Origin of the sequence: Micromonospora sp. URMC 105 (assembly GCF_051386295.1) — a bacterium.
Taxonomy (GTDB): Bacteria; Actinomycetota; Actinomycetes; order Mycobacteriales; family Micromonosporaceae; genus Micromonospora.
This window is the reverse complement of sequence record NZ_JBPQTL010000031.1, coordinates 16102-38213: the sequence shown is the minus strand read 5'-3', so window position 1 is coordinate 38213 and position 22112 is coordinate 16102. Positions and strand designations below refer to the sequence as shown.

Genomic DNA, 22112 nt, shown 5'->3' with positions numbered 1-22112 from the left:
ATGTCACTTGAGCGCAAGGAGGGCGTGTGAACGCATCGCTGACCGGCGCAGGCCGTGAGCGGGACCTGACCGAGCTGGCCGCCGGCAACGTCGTCGACGTCCTCGTCGTCGGGCTGGGCGTCACCGGCGCCGGGGTGGCGCTCGACGCCGCGAGCCGCGGCCTGTCCGTGGTCGCCGTCGACGCCAACGACCTCGCCCACGGCACCTCCCGGTGGAGCTCCAAGCTCGTCCACGGCGGCCTGCGCTACCTCGCCCACGGCCAGGTCGGAATCGCCTACGAGAGCGCCGTCGAACGCCACGTCCTGCTGACCCGGACCGCCCCGCACCTGACGCGCCCGCTGCCGATGCTGCTCGCCGCCACCGGCTACACCACCGGTTGGCAGGACCGCGCCGCGGCCGCCGGCCTGCGGGCCGGAGACCTCTTGCGCACCTGTGCCGGAACCTCCCGCCGGACCCTGCCGGGCACCCGCCGGCTCGGCCCGGCCGAGGCGAGCGCGATGGCACCGGCGCTGCGCCCGGCCGGCCTCCGCGGAGCCCACCTGTCCTGGGACGGCCAGCTCTGCGACGACGCCCGGCTGGTCGTCGGCCTGGCCCGCGCCGCCGCGGCGCGATCCGCCCGCATCCTGCCCCGCTGCCGGGCCACCGAACTGCACCGCGACGGCGCCACCATCGAGGACACCCGCACCGGGGCCCGGCTGCACGTCACCGCGCGCGTCGTGATCAACGCCGCCGGAGTGTGGGCGAGCGACCTGACGCCGCACGTACGCCTGCGCCCCTCCCGCGGCACCCACATCGTCCTGTCCGCCGCCCGCCTGGGCGGGCTCTGGACCGGCCTGACCATCCCGGTGCCCGGGCAGTTCACCCGCTACGTCTTCGCCCTGCCCCAGACCGACGGCCTGGTCTACGCCGGGCTGACCGACGAAGCGCTGGACGGACCGGTGCCGGACGTGCCGGAGCCCGCCGACGCCGACATCGCATTCCTGCTCGACGTGCTCAACAGCGTCCTCGACCAGCCCCTGCGCCCCAGCGACGTGCTCGGCGCCTTCGCGGGACTCCGTCCGCTGCTCGCCGACGCGGACGCCCGCACCGCCGACCTCTCCCGCCGGCACGCCGTCATCGACGACCCGGACGGGATCATCAGCGTGGTCGGCGGCAAGCTGACCACCTACCGGCGGATGGCGCAGGACGCCGTCGACACCGCCGTCCGCCGGCGCCGCCTCGCCGCCGGCGCCTGCCGTACCCGCCGTCTTCCGCTGCCCGGCGCCGCGAGCCGGGCCCAGTTGGCCCGGGTCCCCGCGCCGCGCCGGCTCGTTGCGCGGTACGGCACCGAAGCGGTCGCCGTGCTGGCCGAGGCGCCGGCCGAACTCCGTCGGCCGATCGGCCCCGACATCCCGGTCACCGGCGCCGAACTGCTCTGGGCCGCCCGCCACGAACTCGCCCTCACCGTCGACGACCTGCTCGACCGCCGCACCCGGATCGGACTCGTCGCGGCGCACCGCGAGGCCGCGCTCCCCGTGGCGCGGGAGGTTCTCGCGCTGGCTGCCGACGCGGACCCTGCGTCGGCGGGCGGATGAAATCCCCCGCACACCTGTTGTTCCACGGGTTTTCAGGCGCTCGACGGCGAGGGGAGGTTGGCTGGGGGTGAGGCACGAGAGGGAAGGCGGCGACCAGGTGATGCCGGACGGCGTGCTGCTCCTGATGACCGTTGCCGCGTTGTCGGCGTGCGGCGGTGCCGTGTACGCCTTCGGGACGCATCGGCTGGCCGCCCGTCCCGTGCGCGCGTCGCGGGTCGCCGTGCTCAGCGCCGCCACGGGCGCCCTGCTGCTGCTGGTGCTGGCCGTCGGGGCGGGCGCCCGCCTGTAGGTGGGCGGCGCTGCCCTGCCCGTTCGGGGCCGCCGCGCGGCTGTGGGCCAGTACGTTGGTGATGCGTTCCCAGGGGGCGGCACCGCGCCGCTGCTGTCATGTCATGCCCAGATCGCCACGATCCTCAGGACCGATCATCGTGACCGAGAACAGACGAATCACCACGCCGTTCGACCGTCAGTCGACCGCCGACGACGTCCTCGCCGGCGTCGACCTGACCGGCAAGCGGGCCGTCGTCACCGGCGCCGCTTCCGGCATCGGCACCGAGACGGCCCGCGCCCTGGCCGCGGCAGGGGCTGAGGTCACCCTGGCGGTCCGCGACGTCGCGGCCGGCGAGCGGGCAGCCGCCGAGATCGCCAGGAACACGGGGAACCGGGGGCTTGCCGTCGCGCCGCTCGACCTGTCCGATCGCTCCTCGGTCGCGGCGTTCGCGGCGGCGTGGCGCGGTCCGCTGCACATCCTGGTCAACAACGCCGGAATCATGGCGCTGCCCGAGCCGCAGCGCACGCCGGAGGGCTGGGAGCTGCAGTTCGCCACGAATCACCTGGGGCATTTCGGGCTGGCCTGCGGTCTGCACGACTGGCTGGCCGCGGCCGGCAACGCCCGGATCGTGGCGGTGAGTTCGAACGGGCACCTGCAGTCGCCGGTGGTCTTCGAGGACATCCACTACACGAGCCGGCAGTACGACCCTTGGACGGCGTACGGGCAGTCCAAGACCGCCAACGTCCTCTTCGCGGTCGAGGCGACCCGACGCTGGGCGGCCTCCGGGATCACCGCCAACGCCGTCATGCCCGGCGGCATCCGTACCAATCTCCAGCGTCACCAGACCGATCCCGACCCCGAGATCCAGGCGATCTTCGATCGCTATCCGTGGAAGACCGTCGAGCAGGGCGCCGCCACGTCGGTCCTGGCCGCGGCCTCGCCCCTGCTCGAAGGGGTCGGTGGGCGCTACTTCGAGAACGTCAACGAGGCCGAGCCGTACGATCCCGAGCTCGTCAAGGATCAGATCGAGTGGACCGGCGTGGCCGACTACGCCCTCGACCCCGGCAACGCCGAACGGCTGTGGGACGTCTCGGTGGCCATGCTGAACGAAGGCCGGCCTGCCTGATGCGCTCACAGTGTCGGTGTGCCGCCCGGTAACCGCTGGCCCCAGTCGGCGGGGATGCCCCGCTCCGGCGCCGGGGACAGCGTCGGCTGCCCGGCGTCCAGGTCGGCGAGTCCCACCGCTGCGTTGATGAGGCCGATGTGCGAGAAGGCCTGCGGGAAGTTGCCGAGCGGTTGCCCGGTGAACGGGTCGAGTTGCTCGGCGAAGAGGCCCAGGTCGTTGACCTGGTCGGCGAGCCGCTCGAAGAGCTGGGTGGCGCGCTCCCGTTCGCCGGCCAGCGCCAGGCAGCCCACCAGCCAGAAGGAACAGATGAGGAAGCCGGCGGGATCGCCCTCCCAGCGGCGCAGCAGGCCGTCGTGGGCCAGCCGTTGCTCGACCACCGCGATCGTGGAGCGTATCCGGGGGTCGTCGCCGGGGAGGAACCCGACCAGGGGCATCAGCAGCGCCGAGGCATCCAGGTCGTCGCTGTCGAAGGTGCCGGTGAAGGCCCCGATCCGGTCGTTCCAGCCCCGGGCCAGCACCTCTCGCCGCACCTCGTCCCGGGCCGCCGCCCAGCGGGCGACGTCCTCGCGGGCAGCGAGCCGGGCGCCGAAGCGGACCGCCCGGTCCAGGGCCGTCCAGCACTGCACCTTCGACGACACGTAGTGGTGCTCCGGGCCACGCGCCTCCCACATCCCGGAGTCCGGAAGCCGCCACTCCCGCGCCGCCCGGTCGGCCAGCGCCCGCAGCAGCCGGCGGATCTCCGGCTCCATCGGGTCGAGGTGCTCCCGCATCAGCCAGGCCGCGCAGAGCACCTCCCCGAGCACATCGGTCTGCCGTTGCTGCCATGCGTCGTTGCCGATCAACACCGGCCTGCTGTCGGCGTAGCCCGCCAGGTGCTCAAGGCTGTGTTCGGTGAGATCACGCTCGCCCTCGACGCCGTACATGATGGGCACCGTCGGGTCCTCGGCCACGCCCATCGACCGGGCCATCCACCCGAACTGTCGGTTGACCTCCTCCGAGCAGCCCGTCCGCCAGAGCGCCTCAAGGGTGAAGCTGAAGTCCCGCACCCACACGTAGCGGTAGTCGTAGTTGCGCTGACCGCCCAGCTCCTCCGGCAGGGAGGTGCTCGCCGCCGCCACCACGGCGCCACTGGGCCGGTACGTCATGCCCTGCACCACCAACGCGCTGAGCTGGACCTGCTCGGCATACCGGCCCCGGTAGGGGTGGAGGTCGGTCCAGGACCGCCAGCCGGCGACCGCGTTCGCCACCACATCTTCGGCCCCCAGCACCGCGGGCGGACCGGCGCCGTACGCCGGCGCGTAGCCGAGGGTGAACTCCCGAACCTCGCCGGCGCGCACGGTGAAGGCGCCGCGCGCCTCGCCCGAGGTGGGCGACAGGGGTGTGCCGGAACGCAGGTCGAGACGATCTGCGCCGGCGCTGGCGACCAGGGCGCCGTCCTGCTGCATCAGACGCGGTGTCACCCGGCCGTACTCGAACCGTGGTTGGTAGTGCACGACCATCCGCACCTCACCCGAGAGCCCGCGCACGACGCGCGCCAGCACCCGGGGCGACCCCCACCCGACGTCGTGGCCCCGCGCCCCGGGCGCCAGCGCCAGGGCGTCGGTCACCGCGACGGATCCGGTCGCGGTGGTGAAGACGGTACGGAGCACGAGTGAATTGGCCAGGTAGGCACGATCGACGCTGAAGTCGCCCTCGGGCCGGATCGTCCAGTGCCCTGCGCCCTCGTCGAGCAGTCGTCCGAACACCGACGGGCCGTCGAACCGCGTGGGACACCACCAGTTGACGGAGCCACCACGGTCCACCAGGACGGCGCTGAGGCCATCGGCCAGGAAACCATGGTCACCAATGGATGCGTACGGCACCCGCCCGACTACCCGGACCGGCCAGGAGCATGCCTAGTCGGCGACGTGGATGACGATCTTGCCGCGGCGTTTGCCCGTCTCGAGCGCCTGGTAACCCGAGCGTGTCTCGGCGAGGGGCAGGACGCGGTCCACCACCGGCCGCAACCGGCCGTCGTCGACGAGTTCGGCGATGGAGCGCAACGCGTCCCGGTCGGGCTCGACGATGAAGTACACCCCCCGGACACCGTGCCGAGCCGCCTCCTCCTGGTCCGGAGGCGTGGAGAGGGTGACCAGGATGCCGCCGGGCTTCAGGACCGACCACGATCGCGACTGGGTGGATCCCCCGACCATGTCGACGACGACGTCCACGTCCCGGACGTGATCCTCGAAGCGGTCCTGCGCGTAGTCGATGGCCTGCTCGGCGCCGAGATCCTTCACGAACTCCAGGTCGGCCGCCGCCGCCGTGGCGCTCACGTGCGCACCGAGGCCGGCCGCGAGCTGCACCACGTAGCTCCCCACGCCGCCGGCGCCGCCCTGCACCAGCACGTGCTGGCCGGCCCGCAGGCCGGCGTGGTCGACCAGGGCCTGCCAGGCGCTCAGCGCGGCCAGTGGCAGCGCCGCGGTGTGGTCGTGGTCGATCGTGGCGGGTTTGGCCGCCACGATGTCTGCGGGCAGCACGACGTACTCGGCGGCCGCCCCGTTGCGAGTGAAGGGGATCAAGCCGTAGACGGCCTCTCCCTCCGCGGGGCTCTGCACCCCGGGGCCCGACGCCGCGACGATCCCGGAGAACTCGTGCGACGGGATGATCGGGGTGCGCTCGGGCCCCGTCCCGTCCGAGCGGTACGTCCAGGTTTCCGGCCAGGTGAGTTCGTGGGGTGTCATGGAGGCGGCCTTCACGGCCACCAGCACCTCACCGGGCCCCGGCTCGGGACGTGGCGCCTCCTCGTACACGAGCTGCTCGGGACCGCCCCTGGCGTGAGCTCTCACGGCGTGCATCGTGCTCATCCGACGGCTGCTCCTTCCGGACCGGCGCACAGCCTCACTCCCGCATTATCCGAGGGTTCAGTGGCAGCCTGCGGGACTTCCGCGATCCCCTGCCGGTCACGCGTCGGGCACCCGCCGGACCAGGCGCCGGCGCGGTCGTCCGGCCGGTACCCGTAAGGATGACGCTGCCGTCCGGCGCCCGGTGGGGGCGGTGCCGGCCGTGATACTCGAACCGGCTGAGCAGGCACACCCGCAGAGCGGTGCCGACGTCGGACACCCCCAGGCTGACCAGGAGGAACGGCATGGTGCCCGTGCACCACCGCACCACGCAGATCGACGGCTTGGACGTCTTCTTCCGGGAGGCCGGCCCGCCGCAGGCGCCCGCGCTCGTGCTGCTGCACGGCTTCCCGAGCAGCTCGTTCATGTTCCGTGACCTGATCCCCCTGCTGGGGGACCGCTACCACGTCGTCGCCCCCGACATGATCGGTTACGGCTCTTCCGCGGCACCGCCGCCGGAGTCCTTCCCCTACACCTTCGACGCGCTGGCCGACGTCACGGCGAAGCTCCTCGCCCACCTCAAGATCAAGAAGTTCGCGTTCTACATGCACGACTACGGCGCACCGGTCGGCCTGCGGCTGGCGCTGCGCGATCCGCAGAGCATCAGCGCGATCATCACCCAGAGCGGCAACGCCTACATGGACGGCTTCGGCGAGAAGTTCTGGGCGCCGCTGTTCGCCTACGCGAAGGATCCGGGACCCGAGACGACGCCCGGTCTCGAGAAGGTGCTCACCCCCGAGACCACCCGCTGGCAGTTCTACCACGGGGTGCCCGACCCGACCCTGGTGAGCCCCGACGGCTGGCAGCACGCCCAGAGCATCATCGATCGGCCCGGCAACATCGACATCCAGAAGCAACTGGTAGTCGACTACAAGACGAACCTCGACCTCTACCCCAAGGCACAGCAGTACTTCCGGGACAGCAAGGTTCCGCTGCTCGCGGTCTGGGGCCGCAACGACGAGATCTTCATCGCGCCGGGCGCCACCGCGTACCAGCGGGACCTCCCGGACGCCGAGATCCATCTCATCGACGCCGGGCACTTCGCGCTGGACAGCCACCTGGACGTGATCGCCGGGTACATCCGGGGATTCCTCGGCCGCACCCTGGCCTGAACCCTCGCCGCGATGTCGGTGCCGGCGCGTAACCTCCACCCCTGTGAGGATCCGATCCGGGAGGGACGCCGATGGCTGACGCCGATGACGTCCGTCGCATAGCCCTGGCCCTGCCGCACGTCGTGGAGGTCGACAGCGATGGCTTCGACTTCCGGGTCGCCGACAAGGGATTCGTCTGGTCCTACCCGGAGCGCAGGCCGGGCAGGCCACGGGTGATCCGGACCGACATAGCGGTGCTCTTCGTCGGTGACGAGGCCGAGAAGCAGGCCCTCCTCCTCGGCGAGCCCGACCTCTTCTTCACCACGCCCGGCTACGACGGGTGGCCGCTGGTGATGCTGCGGCTGGCGAAGGTCGATGTCGAGCGCCTGGGGGAGCTGGTCACCGACGCCTGGCGGATGCGGGCCCCGGACGCGCTCGTCAGCGACCGGTGACGGCGGGCTGACCGGCGCTGTCGGGCAGTGGCCTGCCCGGTGACCTCTCGGCGGGCTCGACGGCGACGCGGGCCGGCGCCCGGCGCAGCGCGGTGGCGGCCCAGGCGGGCCGCCGGCCGTCGATCGTGAGGGTGGCCAGGAGTCCCGGGTGGTCGGTCGCCCCGCGCATGCCGATCGACCTGCTGCAGCAGATCGTGACGTCGGTTGTCGCCATGAGCTGTTGCACCGCGCCGTCGTCGATCCGCAGATAGCCCGGCGGCACGCACGACCGGACGTCGGGGGAGCCGCCGTACCGGAGGTTGAGGTCTCCGCCCAGCACGGTGGGCGCGTATCCGGCGCTCCTGCGGATCTCCGGTACGACGGTGCCGAGCAGGTGGGCGCACTGGGCGAGGGCGACCGGGGCGCTGGTGGCCGCCAGGTGTGTGGTGCAGGCGTGCAACGCCCCGGGAACATGGACGCAGAGCCAGGCCCGTTCCTCCGGGTCCGTGACGTCCTGCGTCGGGTGGATCCCGCTGTGCACCGTGTGCCGCGGGTACGGCGACTGAAGACGGGCCAGCAGGCCGATGCCGTACGGCTGGCCGTTACGGCAGCGGGTGACGGCGCCGCTGGGGCGGTCACCAGCCGCCTTGAAGGCGGACACGACTGTGCCGCCGGGATGGACGCCCGCGAACGGGCGCTCCAGCGTGTCCACGTCGTCCTGACAGATCTCGTTGAGGGTGACCAGGTCGGGCACCTCGGCGCTGATCACCTCGGCGGCCTCGGTCACCGATCGGCCGGTGTAGCAGCCGGCGCGGCCGCTGTTGCAGAGGTTCAGCTGGAGCACCCGCAGGGTCGTGGAAGCGGTGGTGTCGGCCACCGACGATCCGGCCGGCACCCCGGCCGCGGCGATCAGGCACACGACGGCCAGGGCTCGGCGCAGGCCTCGGTAAGAACCATCGGCCCGGCGCCGACGAAGGAATCCGACCGGGCCGGGACCGTGCGGCAGGCGATGCCCGCGGGAGCGGGTGACGTCGGCGGCTGGCTGCGCGGACATGCGGACTCCGGGTGGGGGAGGCGACAGTCTTCGCCGGGGTGGCAGCGATCTTACCGCTGCCGATCGATCCCGGGACCGGTGCGAACCGGCGGGTCGGGGACACCGGCCGTCCGCAGCGGTAGCCCGACCGGGTGAACGCCGCTCGGGCCGGAACCCGCGGCGACGGGGGCACGGCATGCTGCGTTCGACGATGCCGGTGCCGGCACGGCAGGCGGGGCGGAGAGGATTCCAGATGGCGGACGGCGACGTGCCGGAGCGGATGCAGGCCGCGGGCTTCGACGAGTTCGGCGGTCCGGAGGTGATCACTCTGCGCTTACTGCCGGTGCCGAAGATCGGCGACGACGAGGTACTGGTCAAGGTGTGGAGCGCCGGCGTGGGGGTGTGGGACGCCTTGCACCGGGAGGGCGCGCTGGTGCCCGAGGGCGCCTCGTTTCCGATGGTGCCGGGCGCCGAGGCCGCCGGCACCGTCGCCGCCGTCGGCGGGCAGGTGAGCAACGTCGCCGTAGGCGACATGATCTACGTGTACGGCTACACCCGGCCGAAGGGCGGCTTCTACGCCGAGTACGCGGCGACCAAGGCGCAGTACGTCGCGAAGCTGCCGGCGGGCCTGTCGGTGGAGCACGCCGGGGCCATGCCGACCGACGCGCTGACCGCCCTGACGGGACTGGACGTGCTCGGACTTCCCGCCGGCGCCTGGCTGCTGATCTTCGGTGCGAGCGGCGGGCAGGGCCACCTGGCCGTGCAGCTGGCCAAGCGGCAGGGGCTCAACGTGGTCGCCGTGGCGTCCGGGGCGGAGGGCGTGGCGCTGGTGACCCGCCTCGGCGCCGATGTGGCCCTCGACGGTCACGGTGACCTCGATGCGGTGCTCGGGCGGATCCGGGAGGTGGCGCCGGACGGCGTCGACGGCCTGCTCGCCATGGTCGGCGGCAGGACGCTGGACAAGCTCGCCGAGGCGCTGCGCGACGGCGGGGTGCTCGGGTACCCCCACGGGGTGCAACCCGAGCCGGGCGAGCGGCCCGGCGTGACGGTCCGGGCGTACGACGGCGAGACCGGCCCCCGCCAGTTGCAGCGCCTCAACGAGCTCATCGAGGCGGCACCGTTCCAGGTGCACGTCGCCGAGAAGTTCCCGCTGGGACAGGCGGCCGAGGCGCACCGTCGGCTGCAGACCTCCTTCGTGGGCCGGCTGCTGCTCACGGTGTCCTGACCCCGGCCGGCGTACCTGCGATCGGCCCGGCGTGGCTGGTCAGGGGGCGAGCAGCTGCTCCAGCGGCCGGGGAATGCGCTGCGGGTCGAGGGCGCGGACGAGGGCGCGGGCGTACCGCGCCTTGCGGCCGCTGGTCGTACCCATGAAGCGGCGCAGTTGCCGCTCGATCGTTCGCCCGCGCTGCGCGGGCTGGTTCTGGAAGACCCGGAACCTCGCCAGGTCCCCTTCGACGGCGAGGACGTGCTCGACACCCGTCGTGCCGAGCGCGCGGATCAGTTCGTCCTCGAGGTCGGCGACGCACACGTAGAAGCCGAGCGCCTCCATTGCGGACCGGGTCAGGCCGGCACCGGCGCCCGCCTGCTCCAGCCCGCGCCGGAACCAGCCCTCCTCGGCCTCGTCGCAGAGCCCCCGCACGTTCACGGTGAGCCCCTGCGCGCCGAAGAGCCGCAGGAACCGGCCGACGCCCATCGCGCCCCCGATCGGCAGGACGCACACGCCCTCGCCGGCCAGGTCCCGGCCGTGCCGAGCAGCCAGCGCCTCCACCGCGCTCTGGTCGCTGACCCCTTCGACGAGGACGACCGTGGTCAGGCCGTCCCCGGCCAGCTCGCGGGCCACGGTGGCGGCCGCCGCGGAGCCGGCGCCGCCGGCCGCCCACCTGCTGACGGCGGCTCGGAAACGGTCCGGCTCTCGCACAGCGGAGAGTCTCGCAACGGCCGCTTTGCAGCGCCACCGGAAATCGTGCCGGCCCGAGCGCTCGACGGCGGCGAGGCCGTCCAGCCGGCGACCGTGACGGGGCCGGCCGCCCACCGAGGGGTGGGCGGCCGGCCGGCGGATCGGGTGGCGTCAGGCCAGCGGCTTGCCGCCGGTGACGCCGAGCACCTCGCCGGTGATGTAGCTGGACTCCTGCGAGGCGAAGAAGACGTACGCCGGGGCGAGTTCGGCCGGCTGGCCGGCGCGGCCCAGCGGGACGTCCTTGCCGAACGACTCGACCTTCTCCTCCGGCATGGTGGCCGGGATCAGCGGGGTCCAGATCGGTCCGGGGGCGACGGCGTTGACCCGGATGCCCTGGGCGGCCAGGTTCTCGCCGAGGCCCTTGGTGAAGGCGATGATGGCGGCCTTCGTGGTGGCGTAGTCGAGCAGGTCGGGGGAGGGCTGGTAGCCCTGGATCGACGCGGTGTTGATGATGGTGGAGCCGGGCCGCAGGTGGGGCACGGCCGCCTTGGAGAGCCAGAACATGGCGTACAGGTTGGTCTTCATGACCCGGTCGAACTGCTCGGTGCTGATGTCGGTGATGCCGCCCGGCTGCGACATCTGGTAGGCCGCGTTGTTGACCAGGATGTCCAGACCGCCGAGTTCGCTGACCGCCCGCGAGATGATCTCCTCGCAGTGCGCCTCGTCGCGGATGTCCCCGGCGACGGTCACCGCCTTGCGGCCGGCCTTCTCGACCAGCTGCGCGGTCTGCCGCGCGTCGTCCTCCTCCTCGGGCAGGTAGGCGATCAGCACGTCGGCGCCCTCGCGGGCGAAGGCGATGGCGACCGCCCGGCCGATGCCGGAATCACCACCGGTGATCACCGCGCGCTTGCCGGTCAGCCGGCCGGTGCCCTGGTAGCTCTCCTCGCCGTGGTCGGGCTCGTCCGGCATCTCCCGGGTGGTACCGGGGGCCGACTGCTGGCCACCGGTCTGCTCGTCGGGCCCGCGGTACTGCTCCTGGGGGTCCTGCTCCTGATACTGGTTGCCGCTCAACGCTCTGTCCTTTCTGGTGAGTTCCGCGGGCCGGCCGGGGTCAGCTGTCGGACGGCTTGCGGACCGCGTCACGGACGCGGTCGATGACCGCCAGCGCGGGGCCGGCGGCCAGGTTGCCCTTGGCGGACTGGGCACTCGGGTGCGGCCGGGTCGGCGCGGTGGCCTCCGCGGCGCGTACGGCGGCGGCCAGGGAGCGCAGCCGGCCGGCGGGCACGTGCTGGCGCAGCTGCGGGAACTCGTAGCGCTCCTCGTAGCGGGCGTGGGTGAGCACGGCGTCGCGCAGCAGGATGATCCCGGTGTCGAAGCCGTCCGCGTCCACGCCGCCGGCGATCAGCGTCTTCAACGTCTCCTTGGCCTGCCGCTCCTCGTCCAGCCGGTCGTCGACCATCGCGTCGCCGCCACCGCCGGGCAGGTTCCGGGCGAGGGGGTGCACGACCTCCTCCTCGGCGGTCTCGTGCGCGGCGAGCAGCTTGACCAGGTCGTCGAAGGCGTCGCGCCGGGTCTCGCCGGTGCTGCCGATGACGAGCAGGAAGAGCTGCTCGATCTGCGCGTGCTGGGCGAGCAGCAGGTCGACCACGTCCTCCTCGGGGCCGGGGGTGGCCGGGGCGTCGGTGTCAGGCACTGCGGCTCCCCTCCCGGGCGCGCAGCCCCTCGACCGGATGCGGTCCCTCGGTCTCGATGCGGTACTCGTCGCCGAACCGCTCCCGGTGCATGTCGACGACCTGCTCGCTGGGCGGCTGCTGGCCGTCGTGCAGCTGCTGCTGCATCCACTCGAACCGCTCGTGCGCCTCCCGGACGTACCCTTCACCGAGCTTGGTCAGGTCGACCTGGGTGGCCAGCAGGTGGCGCAGGTACTCCTTGTTGGGTTCGAAGGTCAGCGGCTCGGGCAGACCGGCGCTGCCGACGATCTCCTCCGGCTCGCGGCCGTCGTGCCGGCGCAGCAGGTCGGCCGCCTGCTGGAGGTGGGCCAGCTCCATCTGCAGGTGCAGCTCCCAGACCGCCTTGATCCGCGGGTCGCTCTCCTGCTGCAGGAAGGAGTAGTAGAGCCAGCACTCGTTGTACTCGTGCGTCAGCAGCCGCTCCCACCAGCTCTCGCCCGGGTCCACCAGCGACTCGTAGTGGGTGACGTGCTCCTGCTCGATGAGGCTGATCTCCTGGTAGAGCTGCCGGGCGATCGGCTCCATGTACTGCGGGCCGACGTTCATGTAGTAGAACATCACCTGCTGCTCGGCCGAGAGGATCGTCAGCGCGTGCAGCTTGGAGCGCGGGTCCACGGAGTTGCGGTCGTACGGGGTGCGGACCTCGTCGAACGGGTGCCGGTGCTCCTGCACGGTCGGCCGCCCCGGCATGACCTCGGTCAGCCCGTTCACAATCTTCTCGGCCTTGCGCCGCTCGACCATCTCGTAGAGGTTGGCGTACCGGTACAGGTGGTCGAAGTCCTCCAGCACGCCGAACTCGTACGCCTGCTTCAGGTACGGATCGGGCTCGTGCCGCGCCACCCACGCCGTGAGGTCGACCGCCACCTGCTCGTAGCCGAGCGTCGTCTCCAGCACGCTCGCCACGCCGGGCAGCAGCCAGTTCACCACCCGCTGCTGCTGGCTCTCCACGTACCGGACGTAGGCCAGCTGCCGGCGCACCTCCTGGTCCGGGCAGTTGCGGGCGAACTGGTGCTGGAAGTTGATCGCCTCCACCTCGATGCCGTTCATCGTGATGATCCGGCATCGGGTGTACGGGTCGACCGCCTCCGGGTCGATCGGCTCGACGTTCAGTTCACGCCAGTTGCGGATCTGGCTCTCCAGCGGGATCCCTTTGTGATCCAACGGATTGAACATGCCTTCTCCATTCATTCGGGGGTGAGTAGGGCCTACCCGGGTGTTTGGGTGGGAAACACCGCCCCGCGATTTCTGTCCGTGTCGAGGAGGTCACGCCGGGGAAAGGCCCGCTACACAGTGGTGCGACGCTCGGGTCGAGCCGAACCTGAGCGGGTGATGCCGAAGGGTCACGTCGGGGCGCGGCGTCCGCGCCGGCTCCGTCGAGAGAGGGGGGAGTGCTGTTGTCGGCATGACGCCTCCGCTGTCGATCGGCACCCGCCTCGACCGAATCGTAGGGGCGTGGACCACGGGAGGGCGCATGTCTTGACCCGACGGACTCCCTACCCTCGGCAACCGGTCCTACACCTCCGCCGCCCCGCCCCCTCGGGTGCGCAGCGGCGGTAATGACCGCGGCGGAGAAGCTCGAGCAGCGGCTGACCGGGCGGCCCGACTCCCATGTGCCGGCTCGCGTACTGGCGCGGCTCACCGGCATGCCGGAGGCCCCGGCGCGGCAGCCGCGGTGGCGGAACCTCACGATGCACTACGGCCAGGGCGCGCTCGTCGGTGTGGTGCGCAGCATGATGGCGCAGGCCGGTCTGCGGGGCGCGTGGGCGTCGGGGATGTTCACCGTGGTGCGGTTGACCAACGACCAGATCCTGGAGAACGCCACCGGGGTGGGGGCGCCGCCGCAGACCTGGCCACGCGCCGAACTCGCCGTCGACGTACTGCACAAGTCCGTCTACGGCTTCGTCACCGGAGCGGTCGCGGACATCCTCGCCGCCCGCGACGGCGCCGGTCCCGGCCAGCGGCACGCGGCGCTGCGCCCGGGCCGCCACGCCGACGTCGGCCCGCTGCCGCGCGGCGCCGCCTACGGCGTGCGGGCGCGGCGGGCCTAGCCGCTCACCGGGCGCTGTCTCGCGGCATGGCGCGCACCATCGTCAGGGGCAGCACCACGGTCAACGGCCATCGCAGGTGGTGGCATCCTCGGGAGCGCCCGTGGTGAGCGCGAAGCTCTGCAGGGCGCCGCTGGTGGCGAGGATGCCGGTGACGCACGGTGCGGGATCGCGCAGGAGCAGCGCGGCTTCGGCCGTGGCGGCGATGTCCAGGGACTGAAGCAGGGCGCTCACGCCGTGTGCGCTGAAGGACCTCACCGCGGAGAGATCCACCACGATCGCCGGCGACGGCGGGCGGCAGACGAACTCCACCAGTTCCGTGAGCAGATGGGCATTGCTCATGTCGACGTCACCCGAGACGGTGATCAGCTTCGTCGCGCCGTCGGTGGTCAAGGCCAACGACATGATCGGCTTACGGAGCCGGGCGCGGTCGCCGGCGGCAGCGGGTCGGCGGATCTGACGGGTGCGAGGTATCCGGTCTATCGACATGGCCCCTCCGGCTTTCCATCGGGATGGCCCGTCGCCACGGTGGGAGCTGCGGCAGGGCGGGCACTGGAGGGCGCATGTCTTGACCCGAGGTGGTCCTACCCGGACCGGCTCGGCCGTACACCTCCGCCGTGTCACGGTCGGCGCAGATTCACTGTCACACCGGTTTCGGGTGCGACGACGAGGGCAACACGGACGCGCATGCCCTTCGATGGAGGTAGACGAGATGGTTAACAGGTCCGGTTCCGGCGCCGCCACCGCCGCCAAGCACCCGGTACGTACGGCCGCCCAGGCCGTCGGCGCGGTCTTCCTGCTGGTCGGGGTGCTCGGCTTCATCCCCGGCATTACCAGCGACTACGACACCATGATGTTCGCCGGGCACGAGTCCGAGGCGAAGCTGCTCGGGCTCTTCCAGGTGTCCATCCTGCACAATCTGGTGCACCTCGCGTTCGGCGTCGCCGGGCTCGCGCTGGCCCGCACCATCTCCGGTGCCCGTGGCTACCTGATCGGCGGCGGCGCGGTCTACCTGGTGCTCTGGCTCTACGGTCTGGTCATCGACCACGAGAGCGGCGCCAACTTCGTGCCGCTCAACGGCGCGGACAACTGGCTGCACCTGTTCCTCGGCCTCGGCATGATCGCCCTCGGCCTGGCCCTGACCCGCCGGCCTGCCGACCGTCGCTGACCCGGGTGCCTCGGCTCACCACCCGGGTCGAGGCACAGCCGGGGTGGCGGCTCTCCCGCCACCCCGGCCCTGCGGGCCGCGAGTCCGTGACCCACGTCCGAGGACGCCCCGGAAGTGGGTCACCCGACAGAAACGGCGGGCAGTACGCACGAGCGCCGGCGTGGCCCGCCATGATGAGCCGGTGAAGATCCTGTCCATCCAGTCCTCGGTCGCCTACGGCCACGTCGGCAACTCGGCGGCCGTCTTCCCCCTTCAGCGGCTCGGGCACGAGGTCTGGCCGGTACTGACCGTGCACTTCTCCAACCACACCGGGTACGGCGCGTGGCGGGGGCCGCTGCTGGCGCCGGCCGACGTGGCCGACGTGATCACCGGCATCGCCGACCGGGGGGTCCTCGGCAGCGCCGACGCCGTGCTCTCCGGCTACCAGGGTGACCCGGCGATGGGCGCGGTGATCCTCGACGCGGTGGAGCAGGTCAAGGCGGCCAACCCGGACGCGGTGTACTGCTGCGACCCGGTGATGGGCGACATCGGCCGTGGCATGTTCGTGCGGCCGGGCATCCCGGAGTACCTGCGCGACACCGTCGTCCCGCGCGCCGACATCATCACCCCGAACCATTTCGAGCTGGACTTCCTCGCCGGCCGTACGACGACCTCCCTGCCCGAGTTGCTGGCGGCGGTCGACGTGGTGCGCGAGACGGGACCGCGGCACGTCCTGGTCACCAGCGTGCTCCACGGCGACGTGCCGACGGGCTCGCTCGAGGTGGTCGCCGTCTCGGACGAGGGCGCCTGGGCGGTGACCACGCCGCTGCTGCCGATCAACCCCAACGGCGGCGGCGACGTCACCGCGGCGCTGTACCTCGCGCACCTGCGGACGACGGGTTCGCCCGCGACGGCGCTGGAACGCACCATCGCCTCCGTCTTCGCCGTCCTGGAGGCGACCCTCGCGGCGGGCACCCGGGAGATCCAGTTGATCGCCGCCCAGGACGCGATCGCCGCGCCGCCGGCCAGGTTCGCCGCCCGGCGGCTGCGCTGACCTGACCTGCTGACCCGCCGGTCCTTGCGTTCTCGATACCGCCCACCTGACGCCGGCCACCCATTGGTGGCCGGCGTTCACATTTGCTTCAATTCGCGGTGTCACGAGCCGGGCCGTGGAGATCACGCGATCGGTCATGTCGAAGCCTTGAACATTTCCCACCGCGGTGACCCGTGACCGGCTGGGGTTTTCCAAAGGCGCGGTTCACCGTGTATCAATCGTCATTGTTCGGTCGGCAGGGCAGAAAGAACTCCCTTTCGTCACCGTGCTTTCGTCCAAGCGGCGGCCGGCGAACTCGCCGCCCGCGTCGCTGTGCGGACCGAGCGGGGGACAGGCCACCCGGGCGGGAACTGGGCTGCCCGAGGAGGCGGTGCGCCCCTCCGGGCAAAGAATATGTGGGCGAAGAGAATTCGCTGCGACAATCGTGAAATGGTGCGGGGCGCTGCCGCAGTGAAGAATGCCACATCCGCCCGTGCTTATTGCCGGGGCCGCCGACGCTGAACAGCGGAATTGTCCCGCCGCGCTCGTCGCGGCGTCTCCCGCGCCCGTCGGCTCCTTGACCGCCTATCGGTGATGCGATCTCATCGTGGCCGGCGCCGACGAATCATCACGCGGCCGGCGCCGTCGGGCTTTCCGTCAATCGTGGTCGTGCCATTCACCCTCGGCGTGTGACCACGGGGAAGCCGCCCATTCACACCCGCCCGATCGGCGGGCCTTTCGAAAGGAGTGCACAATGACGTCACTCGGTATCAGGATGCTCGGTGCGGTCGCCGTCACCGGTGTCGCCCTCGTGGCCGGCGCGTCACCCGCGGCGGCCGCCGGCGACAGCGACTTCGCACTGGAGCGTGCCGGGGTCAGCGCCTACGGCAGCTACGACATGATGATGAGCATCCCGGAGCGGCCGGTGCCGCCGGTGGCGGTCAACGGGACGCTCGCGGTCAACGCCCCCGGTCGGTGCGGTGTGGTCCAGATCGCCACCAACGGTCCGGCCGACGAGCTCGTCTGGCGGACCTTCGCCTCGCTGTGCGCCCCCGGTAAGACGACCGCCCAGACCCGGGCCAATCTGATGTTCGGTGGGTCCAAGCCGCAGCTGCGGCTCTGCGTCGGCACCACGGTGGCCCGGGCCGAGCGGGGCCGGGCCTGCGACACGTACGTCCCGCCGGTCGACTGACCCGGATCTCGGGCCGCGCCGCCGGCGCGGCCCGGGCACCGGCGGCCCCCGGGTGACCGCGGCCGGGCCGGTTGTGACCTCGGATACCTCTGCCCCCACGGGGAATCAGATCGACGATTCCGGGTTTGCAGCCAGGTGTGACTGCTGAACTGCTCCCGGCCCGGCTGCGCGACGGCCGGACGGAGACGATCCGATGACCGCCACCGTCGACGCCCCGGACGCTGCGTCCGTCCCGCCGACGGCGGGTGACCTGCTCAGCCCGCGGCAACGGCTGCAGCTCGTCCTCGTCCTCGGGTCGCTGATCGCGGTGGGCCCGCTGACCATCGACATGTACCTGCCCGCGCTGCCCGCGATCGCCGCCGATTTCCACACCACGGCGGCGGCGGTCCAACTGACCCTCACCGGCACGCTGGCGGGCCTCGCGGTCGGTCAGTTGCTGATCGGCCCGCTCTCCGACGCCGTCGGTCGGCGCGCGCCGCTGATCGCCGGCATCGCGCTGCACGTCGTGGCGTCGGTGCTCTGCGTCGTCGCACCGAACATCGCGGTTCTCGGTGCCCTGCGGGTGGTGCAGGGACTCGGCGTGGCGGCGGCCTCCGTGGTCGCGATGGCCGTGGTCCGCGACCTCTTCGACGGCGCGGCCTTCGCCAAGCTGCTCTCCCGGCTGCTGCTCGTCATGGGGGCGGCGCCGATCCTCGCGCCGACCCTCGGTGGCGCGCTGCTGCGCTGGACGGACTGGCGCGGGGTGTTCGTGGCCCTCGCCGCCATGGGTGTGCTGCTCGTCGTGGTCGCGATGGTCGGCCTCCGCGAGACGCTGCCGGCCGAGCGGCGCCGCCGCGGCGGGGTGGTGGCGACGCTGACCGTGTACGGCTCGCTGCTGCGGGACCGTACCTTCGTGGGCCTGGTGCTGGTCGCCGGCCTGGCCATGGCGGCGCTCTTCGCCTACGTCGCCGGGTCGTCGTTCGTCCTGCAGGAGCAGTACGGGCTGGACGAGCAGCAGTTCGGGCTGGCCTTCGGCGCGGGCGCGGTCGGGCTGATCGCGGCGACCCAGTTCAACGTACGGCTGCTGCGACGCTACTCGCCGCAGGGGATCCTCGTCGCCGCCCTCAGCGTGGGGACGCTGGCCGGGCTGGCGCTGCTCGCCTTCGCCGCCACCGGCCTCGGCGGGCTGCCCAGCCTGCTGGTGTCGCTGTGGGTGGTGCTCGCGGCGGCCGGCCTCGCGATCCCGAACGCGCCCGCCCTGGCGCTGTCCCGGCACGGCGAGGCGGCCGGTACGGCGTCCGCCCTGCTCGGTGCGGTGCAGTTCGGTGTCGGCGCGCTGGCCGCACCCCTGGTGGGCGTGCTCGGCACCGGCGCGGTGGCCATGTCCCTCGTCGTCGCCGGTGGCATGGTGGCAGCGATGGTGGTCCTGCTCGTCGTGGTGCGGCCGGCCCGGCTCGTCGCCCTCCAGCCGGAAGCGGTGGTCGTGGCGGCGCACTGACGGCTGCGGCAGGGTCCGCCCCGGGCACCGGGTCCGGGAGCGGACGCCTCGGCGTTGCGGGCATCACACGCAGCGCCGACGGCCGTCGTGCTTCGATGGTCGGGTGGAGTTCACGGTTACTGACGCGCCCGCGCGGGAGCGATTCGAGGCGCGGGACGAGTCGGGCGCGGTGGCCGGGGTGGTGACCTACCAGCTGACCGGCAACATCATCGCCTACACGCACACCAAGGTCGATCCGGAGTTCGAAGGCAGGGGCGTCGGATCGCTGCTCGCCCGTGCGGTGATGGACGACGCGCGGGACCGGGGCCGGACGGTGGTGCCGATCTGCCCGTTCCTCAGCAAATGGCTGGGCACGCACCCCGAGTACGAGAGCATCGTGGTGCGGTCGACCCGCAAGGTCAAGTAGGCGCCGAGGTCAGCGACGCAGGGTCGTCGAGGGCGACTCCCCGAAACGGGTCCGGTACTCGGTGGCGAAGCGGCCGAGGTGGGCGAACCCGTGCTGCAGCGCAATGGTCGTCACCGACGCCCCGGGGCCGGCCGCGCGCAGCGCCTGGTGCACCGCGTCGAGCCGGCACGCGCGCAGGTACGCCGTCGGCGTGGTCTGCAACTCCCGGCGGAAGCAGTCCTGCAGCGTCCGTACGCTCACTCCGAGCGCCTCCGCGACGTCGCCGACCGTCAGTGCCTCGCCGTGGTGGTCCTTGATCAGGGCGCAGGCGCGCCGGACCAGCCGCCCGGGGGCCGGGTGGTGGGCCGGCTCGGCCAGCAGGTCGGTGTAGGTGTGCCGGTGGGCCAGCAACAGCTTGCCGATGAGTGCCTGCTCGAAGCGGCCGGCGACCTGAGGGTGGTCGAGGAGGGACGCGTCCGCCGGCTGCGACAGTTCCTCGGCGAGGAAGTCCACCCCGCGGGTCCACGCCTGCGCGGTGGCGGTGCTCATGGTCATGCCGACGTCGAAGCGGACCGGGCCGTCCACCGGGCGGCCCAGCAGCCGGGCGAGTTCCCGGTGCACGGCCTGCCGGTCGGCGTAGAAGATCCGGTGCGGTGACGCCTCGGACCAGTGCATGTCCGAGGCGTCGTAGGGCGAGAGGACGGAGGCGACGTCGGGCGTCGAGGTCACGGTGTGGCCGGCGTGACGGACCAGCGTGCTGCCCTCGCGGGGGATCTGCACCAGGTAGAAGTTCTCCAGCGGCGCGGGCTGGATCCGCACGGCCCGCCCGTAGTCCAGGTCGACGATGCCCACGCCGCCCACCCGGCGAGCCTCCATCCGCAGCCGGACGTCGCGAACACCGGACTGCGGGATCAGCCGGTGCGGACAGAAGACGCGCCCCACCTCCGCGCGGGCGTGCTCGACGTCGTCGGTCCGGACCGTCGCGGCATCCATCTGGCACCTCCCGCCCGGTTTGTCGCCAACCCTAGAACGTGGCCGTGGCGCGCCGCGCGGGAGAGCCGCAGATCCGACAGGAAGCACTCCGGTGGGCGGGAACCGGGCGTCGTCGCCGGCCGGTTGCGCCGCCCGGACAAGCCTCGCGTCCATCGGATAGCGGCCGCTGTGCCGGGCTCGTTAGCGTCCGATCGCCGCCGCATTCCTGTCGCCGCGGCCCCGTCACCGGGTCACGTCTCTTGGGGAGGCTGTCATGAGGATCGCCATCGTCGGCGCGGGTTTTGCCGGACTGAGCGCCGCCAAGGTGCTGCGCCAGAGCGGCTTCGAGGTCACCGTGTTCGAGAAGGCACCCGACGTCGGCGGAGTGTGGAGCCGTACCCGGCGATACCCCGGGCTGCGCACGCAGAACAACAAGGGCACCTACCACCTCTCCGACCTGCCCATGCCCGCGCACTATCCGGAGTGGCCGACCGGCGAGCAGGTCCAGCAGTACCTGGAGAGCTACGCGGAGACGTTCGGGCTCCACGCCGTCCTGCGGCTGTCCACGGAGGTCGTTTCCGCCGAGCTCGTGGACGACGAGACCGCGTGGCTGATCGCGTCCCGACCGACGGGCCCGCAGGACGCCGTGACCGTGGAGCGGTACGACCACCTCGTCGTCGCCAACGGCATCTTCTCCGACCCCCTCGTCCCGTCCTTCGCCGGCCTGGCGGACTTCACCGCCGCCGGGGGACGGGTCCTGGCGTCGGGGGAGTTCCACGACCTCGAGGCCGCCCGGGGACGGAACGTCCTCGTCGTCGGGTACGGGAAGTCGTCGTGTGACGTGGCGATCCCGCTGAGCGACGTCGCCGCCCGGACCCATCTCGTGGCGCGCGAGCTGCTCTGGAAGATGCCCAAGAAGCTCGGCGGCGCGCTCAACTACAAGTACCTGCTGCTCACCCGGATGGGTGAGGCGCTGTTCCGGTACATCAGCCCGAAGGGCTTCGAGCGGTTCCTGCACGGTCCCGGCAACGGCCTGCGCCGCAGGATGCTCGACAGTGTCGGGTCGGTGGCCACCCGGCAGCTCAAGCTGCGCGAGCTGGGCCTCGTACCGGACGGGACCTTCGAGGACATCGCCCGCAGCACCGTCAGCCTGGCGACGGACGGCTTCTTCGAGCGCGTCGCCGACGGCAGGATCGTCGTGCACCGCGACCGGGTGATCAGGGAGCTCCTGGTCGACGATGGACGACCGGCCGCCCGCCTCGTCGACGGCACGGTGCTCCCCGCGGACCTGGTGATCTGTGGCACCGGCTTCCGGCAGCACGTCCCCTTCTTCGGCGAGGCGCTGCACGCCCGGCTCCAGGACGACGCCGGCAACTTCATGCTGTACCGCCAGATCCTGCCGACGGACGTGCCCCGCCTGACCTTCGCCGGCTACAACTCCTCGTTCTTCAGCCCGCTCAGCGCGGAGATGGCCGCGGTCTGGACGGCCGCCTACCTCCGGGGCGGGATCACGCTGCCGTCACCGGACCGGATGCGCGAGGAGGTGCGCACGCGGCTGGCCTGGATGACGGCGCGGACCAGCGGCAAGCACGCCCGCGGCACGAACGTCATCCCGTTCTCGATGCACAACATCGACGAGGTGCTCGACGAGCTCGGGCTCAACCTCGGCCGTGCCGCCCGGGCCCGGCAGTGGCTGCTCCCGGTGAATCCGCGCTCCTACCGCACGGTGACGGCGCGGATGATCCGGCGTACCGCCGCGACGGCGGACCGGTCGGCCGCCGGACGGTCGCAGGAGAGGGCCGTATCGATTGACAATCGATAGGATA

The 22112-nt window shown here is 72.1% G+C and carries 22 protein-coding genes; 13 read left to right on the top strand and 9 right to left on the bottom strand.

Features of this window, described 5'->3' with window-relative positions:
• Positions 1-26: 26 nt before the first annotated feature.
• The 3 genes from ACSNN7_RS13125 (at position 27) to ACSNN7_RS13115 (ending at position 2971) form a co-directional block, all read left to right on the top strand.
• The gene (locus ACSNN7_RS13125; RefSeq protein ID WP_436681019.1) at positions 27-1574 is read left to right on the top strand and encodes a glycerol-3-phosphate dehydrogenase/oxidase; all 1548 of its coding nucleotides are present in this window, start codon (positions 27-29) and stop codon (positions 1572-1574) included.
• A gap of 67 nt (positions 1575-1641) precedes the next feature.
• Positions 1642-1863 carry a hypothetical protein gene (locus tag ACSNN7_RS13120; protein ID WP_436681018.1) on the top strand — a complete coding sequence of 74 codons (222 nt, stop codon included), beginning with the start codon at positions 1642-1644 and terminating at the stop codon, positions 1861-1863.
• 139 nt (positions 1864-2002) lie between these two features.
• Positions 2003-2971 (top strand): SDR family NAD(P)-dependent oxidoreductase, encoded by a 969-nt coding sequence (locus ACSNN7_RS13115; RefSeq protein WP_436681017.1) that lies wholly within the window; start codon positions 2003-2005, stop codon positions 2969-2971.
• A 5-nt stretch (positions 2972-2976) separates the two neighbouring features.
• Here the strand turns inward: ACSNN7_RS13115 and ACSNN7_RS13110 are convergent, their stop codons facing one another.
• A complete protein-coding gene (locus ACSNN7_RS13110) occupies positions 2977-4833 on the bottom strand; it encodes a glycoside hydrolase family 15 protein (protein ID WP_436681016.1) in 1857 nt (618 codons plus the stop codon).
• 33 nt (positions 4834-4866) lie between these two features.
• Positions 4867-5817 (bottom strand): NADP-dependent oxidoreductase, encoded by a 951-nt coding sequence (locus ACSNN7_RS13105; RefSeq protein WP_436681015.1) that lies wholly within the window; start codon positions 5815-5817, stop codon positions 4867-4869.
• 281 nt (positions 5818-6098) lie between these two features.
• Here ACSNN7_RS13105 and ACSNN7_RS13100 point away from each other — a divergent pair, with 281 nt between their 5' ends.
• Positions 6099-6965 carry an alpha/beta fold hydrolase gene (locus ACSNN7_RS13100; protein ID WP_436681014.1) on the top strand — a complete coding sequence of 289 codons (867 nt, stop codon included), beginning with the start codon at positions 6099-6101 and terminating at the stop codon, positions 6963-6965.
• A gap of 71 nt (positions 6966-7036) precedes the next feature.
• The gene (locus ACSNN7_RS13095; RefSeq protein WP_436681013.1) at positions 7037-7396 is read left to right on the top strand and encodes an MmcQ/YjbR family DNA-binding protein; all 360 of its coding nucleotides are present in this window, start codon (positions 7037-7039) and stop codon (positions 7394-7396) included.
• Here the strand turns inward: ACSNN7_RS13095 and ACSNN7_RS13090 are convergent.
• Positions 7383-8294 (bottom strand): endonuclease/exonuclease/phosphatase family protein, encoded by a 912-nt coding sequence (locus ACSNN7_RS13090; protein ID WP_436681012.1) that lies wholly within the window; start codon positions 8292-8294, stop codon positions 7383-7385. The two genes, ACSNN7_RS13095 and ACSNN7_RS13090, sit on opposite strands and share 14 nt — an antisense overlap.
• 367 nt (positions 8295-8661) lie before the next feature.
• Between ACSNN7_RS13090 and ACSNN7_RS13085 the strand changes: the two genes are divergently transcribed.
• Positions 8662-9633: a quinone oxidoreductase family protein gene (locus ACSNN7_RS13085; protein WP_436681011.1), complete on the top strand. Its 972-nt coding sequence runs from the start codon at positions 8662-8664 to the stop codon at positions 9631-9633.
• Positions 9634-9672: 39 nt separating this feature from the next.
• Here ACSNN7_RS13085 and ACSNN7_RS13080 read toward each other — a convergent pair whose 3' ends face one another.
• The 4 genes from ACSNN7_RS13080 to ACSNN7_RS13065 all read right to left on the bottom strand — a co-directional run bounded on the left by ACSNN7_RS13080 (position 9673) and on the right by ACSNN7_RS13065 (position 13208).
• On the bottom strand, positions 9673-10326 hold the full coding sequence (locus tag ACSNN7_RS13080) for an ATP-dependent endonuclease (RefSeq protein ID WP_436681010.1): 654 nt from the start codon (positions 10324-10326) through the stop codon (positions 9673-9675).
• 150 nt (positions 10327-10476) lie between these two features.
• Positions 10477-11376 (bottom strand): SDR family oxidoreductase, encoded by a 900-nt coding sequence (locus ACSNN7_RS13075; protein ID WP_436681009.1) that lies wholly within the window; start codon positions 11374-11376, stop codon positions 10477-10479.
• 40 nt (positions 11377-11416) lie between these two features.
• A complete protein-coding gene (locus ACSNN7_RS13070) occupies positions 11417-11998 on the bottom strand; it encodes a hemerythrin domain-containing protein (protein WP_436681008.1) in 582 nt (193 codons plus the stop codon).
• The gene (locus ACSNN7_RS13065; RefSeq protein WP_436681007.1) at positions 11991-13208 is read right to left on the bottom strand and encodes a hypothetical protein; all 1218 of its coding nucleotides are present in this window, start codon (positions 13206-13208) and stop codon (positions 11991-11993) included. The genes ACSNN7_RS13070 and ACSNN7_RS13065 overlap by 8 nt, the downstream gene beginning before the upstream one ends.
• Positions 13209-13591: 383 nt before the next feature.
• Between ACSNN7_RS13065 and ACSNN7_RS13060 the strand changes: the two genes are divergently transcribed.
• The gene (locus ACSNN7_RS13060) at positions 13592-14083 is read left to right on the top strand and encodes a hypothetical protein (RefSeq protein ID WP_436681006.1); all 492 of its coding nucleotides are present in this window, start codon (positions 13592-13594) and stop codon (positions 14081-14083) included.
• A 60-nt stretch (positions 14084-14143) separates the two neighbouring features.
• Here ACSNN7_RS13060 and ACSNN7_RS13055 read toward each other — a convergent pair whose 3' ends face one another.
• Positions 14144-14473 carry an STAS domain-containing protein gene (locus tag ACSNN7_RS13055; protein WP_436681005.1) on the bottom strand — a complete coding sequence of 110 codons (330 nt, stop codon included), beginning with the start codon at positions 14471-14473 and terminating at the stop codon, positions 14144-14146.
• Positions 14474-14792: 319 nt separating this feature from the next.
• Between ACSNN7_RS13055 and ACSNN7_RS13050 the strand changes: the two genes are divergently transcribed.
• From ACSNN7_RS13050 to ACSNN7_RS13030, 5 genes are all read left to right on the top strand, one after another.
• Positions 14793-15248 (top strand): DUF4383 domain-containing protein, encoded by a 456-nt coding sequence (locus ACSNN7_RS13050; protein ID WP_436681004.1) that lies wholly within the window; start codon positions 14793-14795, stop codon positions 15246-15248.
• A gap of 181 nt (positions 15249-15429) precedes the next feature.
• Positions 15430-16281: a pyridoxal kinase PdxY gene (gene pdxY / locus ACSNN7_RS13045; protein WP_436681003.1), complete on the top strand. Its 852-nt coding sequence runs from the start codon at positions 15430-15432 to the stop codon at positions 16279-16281.
• 733 nt (positions 16282-17014) lie between these two features.
• A complete protein-coding gene (locus ACSNN7_RS13040; RefSeq protein WP_436681002.1) occupies positions 17015-17452 on the top strand; it encodes a hypothetical protein in 438 nt (145 codons plus the stop codon).
• Positions 17453-17645: 193 nt separating this feature from the next.
• Positions 17646-18929 carry a multidrug effflux MFS transporter gene (locus ACSNN7_RS13035; RefSeq protein ID WP_436681001.1) on the top strand — a complete coding sequence of 428 codons (1284 nt, stop codon included), beginning with the start codon at positions 17646-17648 and terminating at the stop codon, positions 18927-18929.
• Positions 18930-19032: 103 nt separating this feature from the next.
• Positions 19033-19335, top strand: a complete 303-nt coding sequence (locus ACSNN7_RS13030; RefSeq protein WP_436681000.1) for a GNAT family N-acetyltransferase — start codon at positions 19033-19035, stop codon at positions 19333-19335.
• 9 nt (positions 19336-19344) lie between these two features.
• Here ACSNN7_RS13030 and ACSNN7_RS13025 read toward each other — a convergent pair whose 3' ends face one another.
• Positions 19345-20307 carry an AraC family transcriptional regulator gene (locus ACSNN7_RS13025; protein WP_436680999.1) on the bottom strand — a complete coding sequence of 321 codons (963 nt, stop codon included), beginning with the start codon at positions 20305-20307 and terminating at the stop codon, positions 19345-19347.
• A 253-nt stretch (positions 20308-20560) separates the two neighbouring features.
• On the opposite strand from ACSNN7_RS13025, the gene ACSNN7_RS13020 reads away from it, so the two are divergent.
• Entirely contained in the window at positions 20561-22108 is a 1548-nt protein-coding gene (locus ACSNN7_RS13020) for a flavin-containing monooxygenase (protein ID WP_436680998.1), read from the top strand.
• Positions 22109-22112 lie beyond the last annotated feature (4 nt).